This is a genomic window from Microbacterium sp. Bi121 (assembly GCF_918698005.1).
Lineage (GTDB): Bacteria > Actinomycetota > Actinomycetes > Actinomycetales > Microbacteriaceae > Microbacterium.
Map to the genome: position 1 here is coordinate 175,034 of NZ_CAKKLJ010000002.1, position 14,179 is coordinate 189,212.

Here is a 14,179-nt window from a genome sequence, read left to right on the forward strand (position 1 = left end):
CGTGCTCCTTCATCGAACGCCCTTCAGGGCGAGTGTGCTGACCGCCGTCTCCGGCGGAGGGGATATGCCAAGACGCCCCGGCGAATGGGCCAGGGCGTCGTCTCAGAGGATTCTATGCGACCCAGCAGGCGTTCACCAAACCTGTGGTGGCCTCCGAGACGGTGGGGACCGTCGTGCTCAGTTGCTGCAGATGGCCCTCGGATGCCGGGATCTCGACGATCTTCCAGCCGACGATGCCGAACTCCTCATCGAGCGCCTCGACCGCGCATGCGACGTCCTTGCCCTGTCCGCCGGTGACCTGGAACCGCACTGTGACGCTGTGCTCATCGGTGACTTCGAATCCGAGGTCGTCGGTGTCCACGGAGTTCATCGACTGGGCGAGCGTCATCCATGCGAAGGCTCCGACGATGGCGATGACGACGATGATGCCGATCACCCAGGGGAGCCGCCCGCGGCGAGTGCGCCCGTATCGCTCGTCGAGCTCGAGTGCGGTCGTCACGGCGCGGGCCTTTCGGTCGTTAGGCTTGAGATTCCAGGTTACGCGACCTGAGATCGAGAGGCTGACAGATGATGGTGGACTTCGGAGCGGTGCTCGCTGGTGCCGTGTTCTCCCAGACAGGGACCCCGATGCCGACGCCGTCGATGACGGTCGACCCGAACTCGGTCACCCCTGGCCCCGCGGGCTTCGCGGTCATCGTGATCGTCGTGATCGCCGTCGCGCTGCTGATCTGGGACATGAACCGCCGAGTCCGCCGGGTCCGCTACCGCGCCGAGGTGCGCGAGGAGCTGGACGCTGAGGAGGCCGCGGCGAAGGAGGAGGACGAGCAGAACCCGCCGTCCTGATCGGGCCGCGGACTTCGGCGACTCAGGGCGTCAGACGCCGATGCGCTCGAACGGATCCGAGCTGATGCCCTGCTCGAGAATGCGCTTCGACCACTCGCGCGCGCTGTGCAGGCTGTGGTCGCGGTAGTTCCCGCATTCGACCGCGCTGACCGCGGGAACCTGGTCCCACGTGATCTCTTCCGCAATGGCGGTGAGACTGCCGGTGACGGCATCCACGATCTGAGGAACCTGCGGCTCGCCCCAGGTGATCAAGTGGAAGCCGGTGCGGCATCCGAACGGCGAGATGTCGATGATGCCGTCCATGCGGTCGCGCATGAGGCTCGCGAGCAGATGCTCGATCGTGTGCAGGCCCGCCGTGGGGATCTCGCCCTCGTTCGGCTGGACGAAGCGGACGTCGAAGTTGGAGATCGCGTCGCCCTTCGGCCCGTGTTCGACGCCGATCAGACGCACGTACGGGGCGAGGACAGCGGTGTGGTCGAGCGTGAAGCTCTCGACGTCGGCCATTTCTTCTCCTTGGGGCTTGGATGGTGCGAGTCCGGATGCTCAGCCGGGAAGGCCGAGCGAGGGGGAGTACGGGGCGAGGGAGATCAGCAGGCAGGCCGTCCAGTGGCACAGGAACGCCAGCACGGTGCACAGGTGGAAGATCTCGTGGAAGCCGAAGTGCCCGGGCCAGGGGTTGGGCTTCTTCAGCGCGTAGGCGACCGCGCCCACCGTGTAGAGGACGCCGCCGACGCACACCAGCACCATCATGGCGAGGTTGGCCTGTGCGAGGTCGACCATGTACATCACGGCCGCCCAGCCGAGCGCGAGGTAGAGCGCGACGTACAGCCAGCGCGGCGCGCCTATCCAGAACACCCGGAACAGGATGCCGAGCACGGCGCCGGCCCACACCACGCAGAGCAGCAGCACGCCCTTCTCGGGGATCAGTGCGTTGACCGCCAGCGGCGTGTAGGTGCCCGCGATCAGCAGCAGGATGTTCGCGTGATCTATCCGCTTGAGGATCAGTTTGGTCTTCGGCTTCCAGTCGATCCGGTGATAGAGCGCCGAGTTGCCGAACAGCAGCAGAGAACTCACCATGAACACGGCGGCCGCCCACTTCGCCGGGGCGCCTTGTGCGAGAACGATGAGCACGATGCCCGCCGCGATCGCGACCGGGAAGGTACCGGCGTGCAGCCAGCCGCGCCAGGTGGGCTTGATCTCGGCGTCGACCGCCGCCACTTTCAGCAGTGGAAGCTCGGGCACCGGAACGGCGTCAGTCTCGGGAGTACTCACGTGCTCACTCTAAATCGCCGCTCATGCCTCGAACCACACATATCGGCGATCCACAGCACCATCACACGGGCCGCAGGAGTCCTCGCGATAGCGTAGGCACGTGAATCCACGTACGAGCGAGGGCAGGGGCCCGCTGTACCGGCTCTACAGCAGCCGTCTGCGGCGTCAGCTCGACAGGGCGTCCGTACCGCACCACGTTGCGATGATGATCGACGGCAATCGGCGCTGGGCCAGGCAGCTGGGCTTCGACTCGGCAGCCGACGGGCATCGCGCCGGAGCGGCGAAGATGCGCGAATTCCTCGGCTGGTGCGATGAGATCGGCGTCCGCGTGGTCTCGCTCTACCTGCTCTCCAGCGACAATCTCCGAAAGCGCGACTCGAAGGAGATCGAGGACCTCATCGAGATTATCGCCGAGCTCGCCGAGTCCCTCTCGCAGCAGGCAGGCTGGCGCGTGAAGCACGTCGGTCGCTCGGACATCCTCCCCGATGAGCTCGCCAGAGTGCTGCACGACGCAGAGGAGCGCACCCGCGAGAACGCCGGGCTGCACGTGAACCTCGCCGTCGGATACGGCGGACGCAACGAGATCGTGGATGCCGTGCGCTCGATCATCGCCGAGCACGAGGCCTCAGGAGGCACCCTCGAGGACCTCGCAGCCCACCTCACGCCGGAGATGATCGGCGAGCACCTCTACACCGGCGGACAGCCCGATCCCGATCTCGTCATCCGCACGAGCGGCGAGCAGCGGCTGAGCGATTTCCTGCTCTGGCAGAGCGCGCACAGCGAGTTCTACTTCGTGGAGGCGCTCGGACCGGATCTGCGCGAGGTCGACTTCCTGCGCGCCATCCGGGACTTCGCCGACCGCGATCGCCGATTCGGGCGCTGACCCCGGGAAGGACCGGGCCCCACTACCCATACCTGCCGGAGAGCTCCCATGGGAGACTCATCGAGTGAGCACATTCGACGACTATCTCGCCACGTTCGACGGCGACCCCGGCTACCTCGACTGGGCAGCCTTCGGGCCGATCTCGCCGACCGTGCGCGCCGAGGTGTTCGCCGACGCCGATCTGCTCGGCAGCGGACGACCGTCATCGCGCTCACTGGTCGCCGAGCGTCTCGATGAGGCGCGTGTCCTCGCGGCCGAACTGCTCGGTGTCGATTCCGAGACGGTGACGCTGCAGCCGTCGTCGTCGCACGGCCTCATGCACGCCCTGTTCGGCCTCTCCGGAACCGTGATCGCCTCGACCGCGGAGTTTCCGAGCGTCACGATGACGCTCGAGCGTGCTGCGCAGCTGTCGGCCGGTGGCCTCGTGCCGCGCTGGATCATGCCGGAGGACGGATTCGTCACGGTGGATGCCGTCGCCGAAGCGCTCGATGACGACGTCACAGCCCTCGTGGTGAGCCACGTGGACTTCCGAACCGGCTACCGGACCGATCTCGCCGGGCTGCGTGACGTCCTCGGGCCCGATCGGCTCCTGATCGTCGACGCCGTGCAGTCGTTCGGCGTCGTGGACGACGACTACGCAGCTGCGGACGTCGTGGTCGGCCATGGCTACAAGTGGCTGCGCGCCGCGCGGGGAACCGGCTTCGCATCCTTCTCGGCTCAGGCGCGCGAGCGCATCGAACCCGTGCTGTCCGGGCTCGCCGGGGTGGATGGCGGGCTCCCCATCGACGAGCTGCCCGCGCCAGCGGCATCCGCTCGGGCGTTCATCGTCAACGGGCCGGACCAGCTCGCGGTCGCGCGCCTCGCGATCGGGCTCCGCGATGTGCGCGACGCCGGTGTGGCGGAGATCGAGGAGACCATCCGCGGGCGGATCGACACGATCTTCGAGATCGCCGACCGTCACGGCATCCCGGTTCTCACACCGCGGGACCGCGAGCGTCGCGCCGGCATCGTCACGCTCGCCCCGGAGGCTCCTGCCGCGGTCTCGGCGGCGCTGACGAACGAGGGGATCGTCGCGACGACGCGCGGCACGACGGTGCGCGTGGCCGCCCACGCCGGCACGAGCGACGACACTCTGCGCATGCTCGACGACGCGCTCCGGACCATCGTCGCGCCCGGCGTCTGACCCGCGCGCAGAGTTAATCTCGGCTTAACCGACGCTTCGGGCGTGTCGTATGTCGTGATCGGCGACCCGGTCGTACGTTCAAGGCATCGGACATGGTGTCCGGTCGAGTCGGCCTTCAGGTACGCGACTCGTGGCCCCAGGTCGACTCGTGGCATAGCCGGGAATCATCCCGGGTCGGGAGTGGGTCGTGACCACACGTACAGCACAGCAGTCCACCCGTCAGGCCTCGCGCCGGTCGTCCTCGGACAGGTCGTCTTCGGACGCCCAGGATCAGGACCTCCGCACATATGTGCTCGACACATCGGTGCTGCTGTCGGATCCCCAGGCGCTGTTCCGCTTCGCAGAGCATTCGATCGTCCTTCCGGTCGTGGTGATCACGGAGCTCGAGGGCAAGCGCCACGATCCGGAGATCGGCTATTTCGCCAGGCAGGCGCTGCGTCATCTCGACGAGCTGCGCATCGAGCACGGACGGCTCGACTTCCCTGTGCCGGTCGGCGAGGGGGGAACCCTCCGTGTCGAGTTGAACAACACGGACGCGAGTGCGCTGCCCAGCGGCATCCGCCTGGCCGACAACGACAGTCGCATCCTCGCCGTCGCCATGAATCTCGCGCAGGACGGGCAGGACGTCACGATCGTCTCGAAGGACCTGCCGATGCGTGTGAAGGCGGCGTCGCTGGGGCTCATCGCGGAGGAGTACCTCGCCGAGCAGGCCGTTGACTCCGGGTGGACCGGAATCGCCTCGCTCGACCTGTCGGGCGACGAGATCAGCGACCTGTACGAGAGCGAAATCGGAATCAGCGAAGACGCCAGAGGACTGCCGGTGAACACCGGTCTCATCATCCACTCCGAACGGGGTTCGGCGCTCGGCCGGATGACCGGCGAAGGCGAGTACCGACTGGTTCGCGGTGACCGCGAACTGTTCGGCATGCATGGCCGCTCGGCTGAGCAGCGCATCGCGATCGACCTGCTGCTGGATCCGGAGGTCGGAATCGTCTCACTCGGCGGCCGCGCCGGAACGGGCAAGTCGGCGCTCGCGCTGTGCGCCGGTCTCGAGGCGGTGCTGGAGCGGCAGCAGCAGAAGAAGATCATCGTCTTCCGCCCCCTGTTCGCCGTCGGCGGGCAGGAGCTCGGCTACCTGCCAGGAGACCAGAACGAGAAGATGGGTCCCTGGGGTCAGGCGGTGTTCGACACGCTCGGCTCTGTGGTCTCCGGCAACGTGATGGACGAGGTCGTCGAACGGGGGCTGCTCGAGGTGCTGCCGCTCACGCACATCCGCGGACGCTCGCTGCACGACGCCTTCGTGATCGTCGACGAGGCGCAGTCGCTGGAGCGCAACGTGCTGCTGACGGTGCTCAGCCGCATGGGGCAGAACTCGCGCGTCGTGCTCACCCACGACGTCGGACAGCGCGACAACCTGCGTGTCGGCCGCCACGACGGCATCGCCTCGGTGATCGAGACGCTGAAGGGGCACGAGCTGTTCGGGCACGTGACCCTGATGCGCTCCGAGCGCTCCGCGATCGCAGCGCTCGTCACGGACCTGCTGGAGGGCGGCGAGCTCAGCTGAGCCCGCCACCCCGACAGTTCGGGGGTCGAGAACACGGATGTCGGACTGATCGGGGGAGATCGTCCGACATCCGTCGTTTGCACCCCCGAAGTGTCAGTCACGCGTGCTCGCGGAGGCGCGCAAGCGCCCCGACCACGGCCTGTTGCACGCTCGGCCAGTCGTGGATGACCTGGGCATAGTCGAAGTGGAGAGTCTCGTAACCGAGTGCGGATGCCGCGGCATCGCGTGTCAGATCCTTGTGGCGCATCGATTGCCCCTCATGGTTCTCCCGCCCATCGACCTCGATGATCAGCCGGCCACCCACGACGAAGTCCACCCGGCCGACGCGATCGATGTGTACCTGACATGCGAGCACGATTCCCATCAGATGAAGCCGCAAGCGGAGGAGGGATTCGAGACCGCTGCCGGCATCTGGCCGTGCTAAATCGACCAGCCATCGAGCGGATGCCGGCAGAGCCGACCGTACGCGTGATCGAGCCGATCTCGAGAGACGACCGAGCTGCCAGGCTGATTCGAACGAAGCGAAGAACGACTCGGCTCCCTCGCAGCGATAAAGATGCACGAGAGCGTCTTCCACTGCGGCGAGGCCGAGGGGAGGGGTTCCTCGGAAGAAGTGACTCACACAGACGCACTGAGGATGAACGTGCACGCGGCCGCGCTGACCGACCCACACGTGTGGTGCTCCTGCTGCGGACAAGACCCACACTCCGTGATGGCGCAGCGCTGCGGAGCAGGTCAAGGCTCCGCCGTGCCATACGGCCGTCACGAGCGCAGGCCTCGCGTCCCAAGATGCGAAAGTTCCTGGGCGGACTCGCTGTATTTCGCCGTTGCCGACAGCGGCCGCAAGCTGATGTCGTGTCACGCCGAACTTCTGAAGTGTGACTCCACGGCTGATGCCGCCCAGGCGCGAGAGCAGTGTCGCTGGATCGAACATGCTGCCACCTTGACGGGTGCCGGCCCGGCCTGATGGCGTGGGATCCACTATCGGTGGACGACTCCTCTGCCCGGCATCCTGTGCAGGGCAAGTCGCGGGCGACAGAACGGGGCCGAAACGACGAATGTCGGACCGATTCCGAAGAATCGTCCGACATCCGTGCAAGTGGCCCCCAACGTGTCGCGGGGGGGGCGTTGGCCAGCCGGGTCAGCCCGGGTGCGTCATGCTGAGCAGGTCGAGCTTCTCGTCGAGGAGCTCAAGCGTGATCTCGCCGCGCTCGACGTAGCCGAGGTCGATGACGGCGTCGCGCACCGTGATGCCCTTGGCGACCGAGTGCTTCGCGATCTTCGCCGCTGCCTCGTAGCCGATGACCTTGTTCAGCGGGGTGACGATCGACGGGCTCATACCCGCGAACGCGGCGGCGCGCTCGGTGTTCGCCTCGAGTCCGTCGACGGTCTTGTCGGCCAGCACGCGCGAGGCGTTGGCCAGCAGGCGGATCGACTCGAGCAGCGCGGTGCCCATGACAGGGATCGCGACATTCAGCTCGAAGGAACCGGATGCTCCGGCCCATGCCACGGTCGCATCGTTGCCGATGACCCGTGCGCAGACCATGAGCACGGCCTCGGGCACGACGGGGTTCACCTTGCCGGGCATGATCGACGAACCGGGCTGCAGGTCGGGGATGTGCAGCTCACCGAGGCCGGTGTTCGGGCCGGAGCCCATCCAGCGAAGGTCGTTGTTGATCTTCGTCAGCGAGACGGCGATCGTGCGCAGCGCCCCAGAGGTCTCGACCAGGCCGTCGCGGTTGGCCTGCGCCTCGAAGTGATCCTTCGCCTCGGTGATCGGCAGCTCTGTCTCGGCGGCGAGCAGCTCGATGACCTTCTGCGGGAAGCCGAGCGGGGTGTTGATGCCGGTGCCGACGGCCGTGCCGCCGAGCGGAACCTCGGCCACGCGGGGGAGCGCGGACTGCACGCGCTCGATGCCCAGGCGCACCTGGCGGGCGTAGCCGCCGAACTCCTGGCCGAGAGTGACGGGCGTGGCATCCATCAGGTGGGTGCGACCGGACTTGACCGAGTCCTTCCACAGCTCGGCTTTCGCCTCGAGGGCGACGGCGAGGTGGTCGAGCGATGGGATCAGCGTGTCGATCAGCGCCTGCGTGACGGCGATGTGCACGGACGTCGGGAACACGTCGTTCGACGACTGCGATGCGTTCACGTGGTCGTTCGGATGCACGGCGGAGCCGAGGATGCCGGTGGCCAGAGTCGCCAGCACCTCGTTCATGTTCATGTTCGACGAGGTGCCGGAGCCGGTCTGATAGGTGTCGACGGGGAACTCGCCGTCGTGGCGACCGGCAGCGACCTCATCGGCGGCCTGAGCGATCGCGTCGGCGATGGCGCCGTCGAGCGTGCCGAGATCCTTGTTGGCGAGGGCAGCGGCCTTCTTGATGCGCGCGAGCGCGGCGATCTGAGCGGACTCCAGTCCCTTGCCCGAGATCGGGAAGTTCTCCACGGCGCGCTGCGTCTGCGCGCCGTACAGCGCGTTCACGGGCACTCGCACTTCGCCCATCGTGTCGTGTTCGATGCGGTACTCGTATTCGGTCACTTCGATCCCTCCTGGTTTTCGAGGTCGCCGGTTGACCCCGTGTCGATTCCAACAGTGATGACGGGCACGGCCGTGCCCTCGGCAAGACGGTAGTTCGCGCCCACGATGCCCAGGCGTCCTTCGGCGACGGCCTCGCTGATCAGTTCGGACGACTGCAGCAGGTTCGCGACGGTGTTGCGCAGATGCTCGCGCCCGACCTGCTCGGCGTCGATCTCGGCGGGGGTCGACCCGCCGTTCGCCGCCAGGACCTTGCGAGCGGCGGGGATGATCGGGGCGATCAGCTTCCAGATGTGCGGGGGGAGCGGAGCGGCGTCGATCGCGGTCCCGTCGATCGCGGCGCGTACGGCGCCGCAGGAGTCGTGCGCGAGGACCACGATGAGCGGCACCTGGAGGATCTCGACGGCGTACTCGAGACTGCCGACGATCGACTCGCCGATGACCTGTCCGGCGTTGCGCACGACGAAGAGGTCGCCGAGGCCCTTGTCGAAGATGATCTCGGCTGCGAGGCGCGAGTCCGAGCATCCGAACAGGGTCGCCACTGGGTGCTGCTCGTTCGCGAGGTCGTGACGTCGCTCGACGTTCTGATTCGGATGCCGCGGCTCACCGGCCACGAATCGGCGGTTGCCGTCCAGCATCTCCTGCCAGGCGGCGGTCGGGGTGAGCGTTGTCATTCTGCCTCCGAAACGGTGCGGATCTGCGGGACGAGGGATTCGGCGAACTCCGCGGTCGAGTCAGCCGAACGGGCCCCGTACAGCAGCACGTAGTCGTCGCCGGCCTGGGTGCCGACGGCGTAACTGACGTTGTTCTCGGTCTTGCCGGCGAGGGAGTAGACGTCCCACTCGAGCCCGCCGATCCGGGTCGTGTCGGTGGGAGCCGAACCGTTCAGGACCTGCGGCGCCCACGAGGCGTCGGCGTCGAACGCCTGAGCGACCGTGATGAAGCCGCGCTCGTTCTCCGCGGCCGGGGCCAGGGTGACCTTCCAGACGTTGATCGCCCCACCCTCGAGGCTGGCGGCGTTCACACGCCAGAAGTCACCCTGATCCGGGATGATGACCGGGCGCTGCATGGTCGACTCGACATCGGCCGCGATGCGGTCGACGTCGATCTCGTGCTCCGTCGCCGGCTGGCCGCGCGGCACGCCGAAGATGATGATGGCGACCACGGCGAGCGTGATGATGAGGGCCGCGATGAGATTGCGGAACGACTGGCTCGCCCGGTAGTTCCTGCTGAACTCCGCCTTGCGCGCAGCGGTTTCGGCCGGAGTCTCCGGACGTCCGAGCTCCGCGACGATCGGAGGCTGCTTGCTCACGACTCGTCCTCGGCTGATGCGGAGTCGGCGCCGGATGCCTCTGGCCGCGTCGCTTCGAGGCGGCGCTTCGCGCCCAGCAGCCACTCCTCGCAGCGCGCAGCGAGGGCCTCGCCGCGTTCCCACAGGGCGAGCGAGTGCTCGAGGGTCGGCGCGCCCTGTTCGAGCTCGGCGACGACACGGACGAGCTCATCACGGGCGGCCTCGAACGACAGGGTCTCCACGGGGGTGGCGTTCGGCGCAGTCACGCCTTCCATCCTACGACGGGGCCGCCGCCGCGCTTTCGCCACTGAGAATCGCCCTGCGCGCCGAGAATGCTGCTGGCAGCGGCCGTTTCGGCATGCAAAGCAATTCTCGGGCGGCCGGTCGGATGCCGCGTCAGTCGGCTTCGGCGATCTCGCCGTCCGACCGCGCGGCGAGCGAGCCTCGATCGACCGTGATCGTCAGCGCAGTGCCGGCCGGAGCGTCCGCCGCATCCCGCAGGATCACCCCGCCGTCGAGGTGGGCGATCGCGTAGCCGCGGGCGAGCGTCGCCGCCGGCGACAGCGCGCGCAGCGAGGCGCGCAGCTCGGATGTCTTGCGGGCGGCCGAGTCGAGCTGACGGGAGACGCTGTCGCGGCCGCGTGACAGCAGCAGCCACAGTTCCTGCGCCCGGTCTTCGATGATCGGGTCGGGCGAACGCAGCACGGGTCTCGACCGCAGCTGCTCGAGCTGCGCGATGTCGTGACCCACCCGCTGCGTGAGGCGCGAGGTGGCGCGAGCACGCAGCTGGCCGATCAGTGCGCGCTGCTCTCCGACGTCGGGGACGACGCGTTTGGCGGCATCCGTCGGCGTCGACGCGCGCAGGTCGGCGACATCGTCGAGGATCGGATGGTCGTTCTCGTGTCCGATGGCCGAGACGATCGGCGTGGATGCCGCGGCCACCGCTCGCACGAGGCGTTCATCGCTGAACCCCAGCAGCGTCTGCGGATCGCCGCCGCCTCGCGCGATGATGATGACGTCGACGTCGGGATCGGCGTCCAGCGCAGCCAGCGCTGCGAGGGTCTCCGGCACGCAGCGGTCGCCCTGCACCGCGGCGTACCGCGTGCGGAAGCGAACCTGCGGCCATCGGAGCTCGGCATTGCGGTGAACGTCCTTCTCGGCATCCGATCGCTCGCCGGTGATCAGGCCGATGACATGGGGCAGGAACGGCAGCTGCTTCTTGCGCGCCGCATCGAACAGCCCCTCCTGGCGCAGCTGGGCTCGAAGCTTCTCGAGCCGTTCGAGCTGATCGCCGAGGCCGACGTGCTTCAAGCTTGAGACGGTGAAGCTGAAGTCACCCGCCTTGACGAAGTAGTCCGCCTTCACCGCCGCGACGACGTGGTCGCCGACGCCGATGTCCGCCGGAATGCGACCGCGAACGCTCGACCATACGCGGATCGAGATCTGCGCGTCGGACTGGGTGTCCTTGAGCCGCCCGAACACGTTCCCGCCGCGGATGTTCCAGGAGGTGATCTCACCCTCGACCCAGACGGTGTTCCATCGCGCGATGAAGTCGCGGATGGTGCCGTTCAGACGTGCCACGGAGGTGGGGGCATCCGCCGTCGAATCACGCGGCGCGACGGCGTCGGCCGGCGGCGTCTGACCGTTCACGTGAGATGCCTCGAAGACCGTCATCAGGTCCTTTCCGTCTGCTCGCACCTGAATCGTCGTCCAGGCCCCTCCATGGCGTCCCTCGGTAGACTCGAGGTGTGAGCCAGGCCACCGTACATCTTCCCGTTCCCCGCATCCCTCGGTCGCGGGCGACGCGGCTTCAGAATAACCCGGTCGACGGACACAAGCGCGTCCTGCTCGCAGCCCCGCGAGGCTACTGCGCCGGTGTGGACCGTGCCGTAGTCGCCGTCGAGAAGGCTCTGGAGCGCTACGGCGCACCGGTGTACGTGCGCAAGCAGATCGTGCACAACATCCATGTCGTCACCGAGCTCGAGGCGCAGGGTGCGATCTTCGTCGAAGAGGTCGACGAGGTGCCGGAGGGCGCCCACGTCGTGTTCAGCGCGCACGGCGTCTCGCCCGCCGTCGTGAACGCGGCATCCGACCGAGGGCTGCACGCGATCGACGCGACCTGCCCTCTGGTCACGAAGGTGCACCGCGAGGCTGTGCGATTCGCCCGCGATGACTTCGAGATCCTGCTTATCGGCCACGACGGCCACGAAGAGGTCGAAGGAACCGCCGGCCACGCGCCCGAGCGGGTCACGATCGTGAACTCGCCGGAAGAGGCCGACACCGTGCAGGTGAAGGATCCGTCGAAGGTCGTCTGGCTTTCGCAGACCACCCTGTCGGTCGACGAGACCATGGAGACGGTCAACCGCCTGCGCACTCGCTTCCCCGAGCTGCACAATCCGCCGTCCGACGACATCTGCTACGCCACCCAGAACCGCCAGGTCGCGATCAAGAAGGTCGCGAGGGATGCCGACCTCGTCATCGTCGTCGGATCGGCGAACTCGTCGAACTCGGTCCGCCTGGTCGAGGTCGCGCTCGAGTACGGCGCCAAGGCCGCCTATCGCGTCGACTACGCCGAGGAGGTCAAGCAAGAGTGGCTCGACGGCGTCGAGACGGTCGGTGTGACCAGTGGCGCCTCTGTGCCGGAGGTGCTCGTCAAGGAAGTGCTCGAGACGCTCAGCACCGCCGGATACGCGGATGTCGAAGAGGTCCGCACGGCGGAGGAGGACCTGATGTTCTCCCTGCCCAAGGAGCTGCGCCAGGATCTCGCGGGTCAGCGGGACGCACGCGGGCCGGGCGGACGCACGAAGACCGCCACGTCATGACCGATCGCCCGCAGTACGGCGAGTACGCGACACCGGAGGAGCAGCGGCGGCTCGCCGGCCTGCCGCCGGTGGATGCTGCGCCGGAGGATGCTGCGCCGGAGGCGGCTGTGGCCACGGCGTCCGGACCCGCCGACGCCGTTCCCACAGGGGCCGCATCAGCGGCCAAGCCGGCGGCGCGTCCGTGGGATCGTGTCATCACGATCGCGCTCCTCGCCTACGGCATCGTGAACGTCTTCATGACGGGGATGTCGTACCTCGACCTCCCGACGGTCATGAACCAGAGCATGAACATCCTCGGGATCGATGGGGAGTTCACGAACTTCGACCAGGCCAAGATCTGGGGCACGACCGCGGCGATCGTGCTCGTCATCGGCTGGGTCATCACGGCGTGGCTGTCGATGCGGCGTCTTCGGCGGGGCAGGCTCACCTGGTGGATTCCGCTGGTCGGCGCGGCCGTGACCATGATCGTGGCGTCGATCTGCATCAGCGTTCCGATGATGAGCGACCCGGCCTTCATCGCCTACCTGGACGGGTCGACGCGCTAGTTGAGCGCGCCATCCGGCTTCGAAACGACAAAACCACGCCGGGACCACGTCGAATCGACGTGGTCCCGGCGTGGTTTTGCGGGTTCGCGGTGCGTGCGTCAGCTCTGGGACTGGCCGTGCGAGCCGAGCTGGCGCGTCGACTCCGCGACGCGGGCCGCCATCGCCGACTCGGCGACCTTGCCCCAGGCGCGCGGGTCGTACTGCTTCTTGTTGCCGACCTCGCCGTCGACCTTCAGGACGCCGTCGTAGTTCTTGAACATGTAGTCGGCGATCGCACGCGTGTAGGCGTACTGGGTGTCGGTGTCGATGTTCATCTTGATGACGCCGTTGGCGACCGCGGTCGCGATCTCCTCGTCGGTCGAGCCCGAGCCGCCGTGGAAGACGAGGTCGAGGGGCTTGGGACCGGTGCCGTACTTCGCGGCGACCTGCTCCTGGATGTCGCCGAGCAGCTCGGGGCGCAGCTTCACGCCACCCGGCTTGTACACGCCGTGCACGTTGCCGAAGGTGAGGGCTGCGATGTAGCGGCCCTGCTCACCAAGACCCAGCGCCTGAACGGCCTGGTCGACGTCGGCGAAGGTCGTGTAGAGCGCGTCGTTCGAACCCTCGTGCTGGACGCCGTCCTCTTCGCCACCGACGACGCCGATCTCGACCTCGAGGATGGCGTTGATCGCCTTGATGCGGGGGAGCAGGTCCTTCGCGATCTCGATGTTCTCGTTCAGCGGCACGGCCGAGCCGTCCCACATGTGCGACTGGAAGATCGGGTTGCGTCCGGCCTTGACCTCTTCCTCGGATGCCGCGATGAGCGGCTCGACGAAGCCGGCGAGGGCCTCCTTCGGGCAGTGGTCGGTGTGCAGCGCGACGGTGACCGGATAGTTCTTGGCGACCTCGGTGGCGTAGCGGGCGAAGGCGAGGGCGCCGGTCGCGCGTGCCTTGACCGTGTGGCCGGCGAAGTAGTCGGCACCGCCGGTGGTCACCTGGATGATGCCGTCGGAGCCGGCTTCGGTGAGGCCCTGCAGGACGGCATTGATGGTCTGTGAGCTGGAGACGTTGAACGCGGGATACGCGAAGCCACCGGCCTTCGCGCGGTCGAGCATCTCTGCGTACTGTTCCGGAGTGGCGACGGGCATGAAAATCTCCTGCGATAGATGAGACCGGGACAGTGCTCACTCTATCGCTGGCGATCGATGGCTGCCGTCGGCGATCGCTCTCGAGAGTGCTGGTCTTCCCGTATGTTAAGAATGAC

General features: G+C 67.4%; 16 protein-coding genes. 6 read left to right on the forward strand and 10 right to left on the reverse strand.

The genetic code is table 11. The features are described from left to right. Positions 1 to 112: 112 nt before the first annotated feature. Positions 113 to 499 (reverse strand): DUF4307 domain-containing protein, encoded by a 387-nt coding sequence (locus LQZ87_RS03495; RefSeq protein ID WP_230102073.1) that lies wholly within the window; start codon positions 497 to 499, stop codon positions 113 to 115. Between the two features lie 68 nt (positions 500 to 567). On the opposite strand from LQZ87_RS03495, the gene LQZ87_RS03500 reads away from it, so the two are divergent. Continuing rightward, positions 568 to 843 (forward strand): hypothetical protein, encoded by a 276-nt coding sequence (locus LQZ87_RS03500; RefSeq protein WP_230102074.1) that lies wholly within the window; start codon positions 568 to 570, stop codon positions 841 to 843. 30 nt (positions 844 to 873) lie between these two features. Here LQZ87_RS03500 and LQZ87_RS03505 read toward each other — a convergent pair whose 3' ends face one another. Next, entirely contained in the window at positions 874 to 1,347 is a 474-nt protein-coding gene (locus LQZ87_RS03505; RefSeq protein WP_230102075.1) for an S-ribosylhomocysteine lyase, read from the reverse strand. Positions 1,348 to 1,386: 39 nt separating this feature from the next. Beyond that, the gene (locus LQZ87_RS03510; RefSeq protein WP_230102331.1) at positions 1,387 to 2,085 is read right to left on the reverse strand and encodes a hemolysin III family protein; all 699 of its coding nucleotides are present in this window, start codon (positions 2,083 to 2,085) and stop codon (positions 1,387 to 1,389) included. 130 nt (positions 2,086 to 2,215) lie between these two features. Here LQZ87_RS03510 and LQZ87_RS03515 point away from each other — a divergent pair, with 130 nt between their 5' ends. The 3 genes from LQZ87_RS03515 (at position 2,216) to LQZ87_RS03525 (ending at position 5,745) form a co-directional block, all read left to right on the forward strand. Next, positions 2,216 to 2,998, forward strand: coding sequence for an isoprenyl transferase (locus LQZ87_RS03515; RefSeq protein ID WP_230102076.1), 783 nt, complete (start codon positions 2,216 to 2,218; stop codon positions 2,996 to 2,998). Between the two features lie 64 nt (positions 2,999 to 3,062). After that, positions 3,063 to 4,181 carry an aminotransferase class V-fold PLP-dependent enzyme gene (locus LQZ87_RS03520; protein WP_230102077.1) on the forward strand — a complete coding sequence of 373 codons (1,119 nt, stop codon included), beginning with the start codon at positions 3,063 to 3,065 and terminating at the stop codon, positions 4,179 to 4,181. A gap of 289 nt (positions 4,182 to 4,470) precedes the next feature. Then, positions 4,471 to 5,745 carry a PhoH family protein gene (locus LQZ87_RS03525; protein WP_230102332.1) on the forward strand — a complete coding sequence of 425 codons (1,275 nt, stop codon included), beginning with the start codon at positions 4,471 to 4,473 and terminating at the stop codon, positions 5,743 to 5,745. Positions 5,746 to 5,842: 97 nt separating this feature from the next. Here the strand turns inward: LQZ87_RS03525 and LQZ87_RS03530 are convergent, their stop codons facing one another. The 6 genes from LQZ87_RS03530 to xseA form a co-directional block, all read right to left on the reverse strand. Beyond that, a complete protein-coding gene (locus LQZ87_RS03530; RefSeq protein ID WP_230102078.1) occupies positions 5,843 to 6,109 on the reverse strand; it encodes a DUF559 domain-containing protein in 267 nt (88 codons plus the stop codon). Between the two features lie 777 nt (positions 6,110 to 6,886). Then, positions 6,887 to 8,281 (reverse strand): class II fumarate hydratase, encoded by a 1,395-nt coding sequence (locus LQZ87_RS03535; protein ID WP_230102079.1) that lies wholly within the window; start codon positions 8,279 to 8,281, stop codon positions 6,887 to 6,889. Next, a complete protein-coding gene (locus LQZ87_RS03540) occupies positions 8,278 to 8,952 on the reverse strand; it encodes a carbonic anhydrase (RefSeq protein ID WP_230102080.1) in 675 nt (224 codons plus the stop codon). Before LQZ87_RS03540 ends, LQZ87_RS03535 begins: the two co-directional genes overlap by 4 nt. Then, complete coding sequence (locus LQZ87_RS03545; protein WP_230102081.1) at positions 8,949 to 9,590, reverse strand: DUF4245 family protein; 642 nt, start codon at positions 9,588 to 9,590, stop codon at positions 8,949 to 8,951. Before LQZ87_RS03545 ends, LQZ87_RS03540 begins: the two co-directional genes overlap by 4 nt. Next, entirely contained in the window at positions 9,587 to 9,835 is a 249-nt protein-coding gene (locus LQZ87_RS03550; RefSeq protein WP_349255500.1) for an exodeoxyribonuclease VII small subunit, read from the reverse strand. The genes LQZ87_RS03545 and LQZ87_RS03550 overlap by 4 nt, the downstream gene beginning before the upstream one ends. A 130-nt stretch (positions 9,836 to 9,965) precedes the next feature. Then, complete coding sequence (gene xseA / locus LQZ87_RS03555) at positions 9,966 to 11,243, reverse strand: exodeoxyribonuclease VII large subunit (RefSeq protein WP_230102083.1); 1,278 nt, start codon at positions 11,241 to 11,243, stop codon at positions 9,966 to 9,968. 110 nt (positions 11,244 to 11,353) lie between these two features. Between xseA and LQZ87_RS03560 the strand changes: the two genes are divergently transcribed. Both LQZ87_RS03560 and LQZ87_RS03565 read left to right on the forward strand, forming a co-directional pair. Beyond that, on the forward strand, positions 11,354 to 12,391 hold the full coding sequence (locus LQZ87_RS03560) for a 4-hydroxy-3-methylbut-2-enyl diphosphate reductase (protein WP_325471540.1): 1,038 nt from the start codon (positions 11,354 to 11,356) through the stop codon (positions 12,389 to 12,391). Next, the gene (locus tag LQZ87_RS03565; protein ID WP_230102085.1) at positions 12,388 to 12,936 is read left to right on the forward strand and encodes a DUF6264 family protein; all 549 of its coding nucleotides are present in this window, start codon (positions 12,388 to 12,390) and stop codon (positions 12,934 to 12,936) included. The genes LQZ87_RS03560 and LQZ87_RS03565 overlap by 4 nt, the downstream gene beginning before the upstream one ends. Before the next feature lie 98 nt (positions 12,937 to 13,034). Here LQZ87_RS03565 and fbaA read toward each other — a convergent pair whose 3' ends face one another. Next, on the reverse strand, positions 13,035 to 14,069 hold the full coding sequence (gene fbaA, locus LQZ87_RS03570) for a class II fructose-bisphosphate aldolase (protein WP_290368244.1): 1,035 nt from the start codon (positions 14,067 to 14,069) through the stop codon (positions 13,035 to 13,037). Positions 14,070 to 14,179 lie beyond the last annotated feature (110 nt).

Coding starts and splice junctions, on each gene's coding strand:
- LQZ87_RS03500 (WP_230102074.1), top strand. CDS start 568: ATGATGGTGGACTTCGGAGCGGTGCTCGCTGGTGCCGTGTTCTCCCAG.
- LQZ87_RS03530 (WP_230102078.1), bottom strand. CDS start 6,109: ATGGGAATCGTGCTCGCATGTCAGGTACACATCGATCGCGTCGGCCGG.
- LQZ87_RS03505 (WP_230102075.1), bottom strand. CDS start 1,347: ATGGCCGACGTCGAGAGCTTCACGCTCGACCACACCGCTGTCCTCGCC.
- LQZ87_RS03565 (WP_230102085.1), top strand. CDS start 12,388: ATGACCGATCGCCCGCAGTACGGCGAGTACGCGACACCGGAGGAGCAG.
- xseA (WP_230102083.1), bottom strand. CDS start 11,243: ATGACGGTCTTCGAGGCATCTCACGTGAACGGTCAGACGCCGCCGGCC.
- LQZ87_RS03540 (WP_230102080.1), bottom strand. CDS start 8,952: ATGACAACGCTCACCCCGACCGCCGCCTGGCAGGAGATGCTGGACGGC.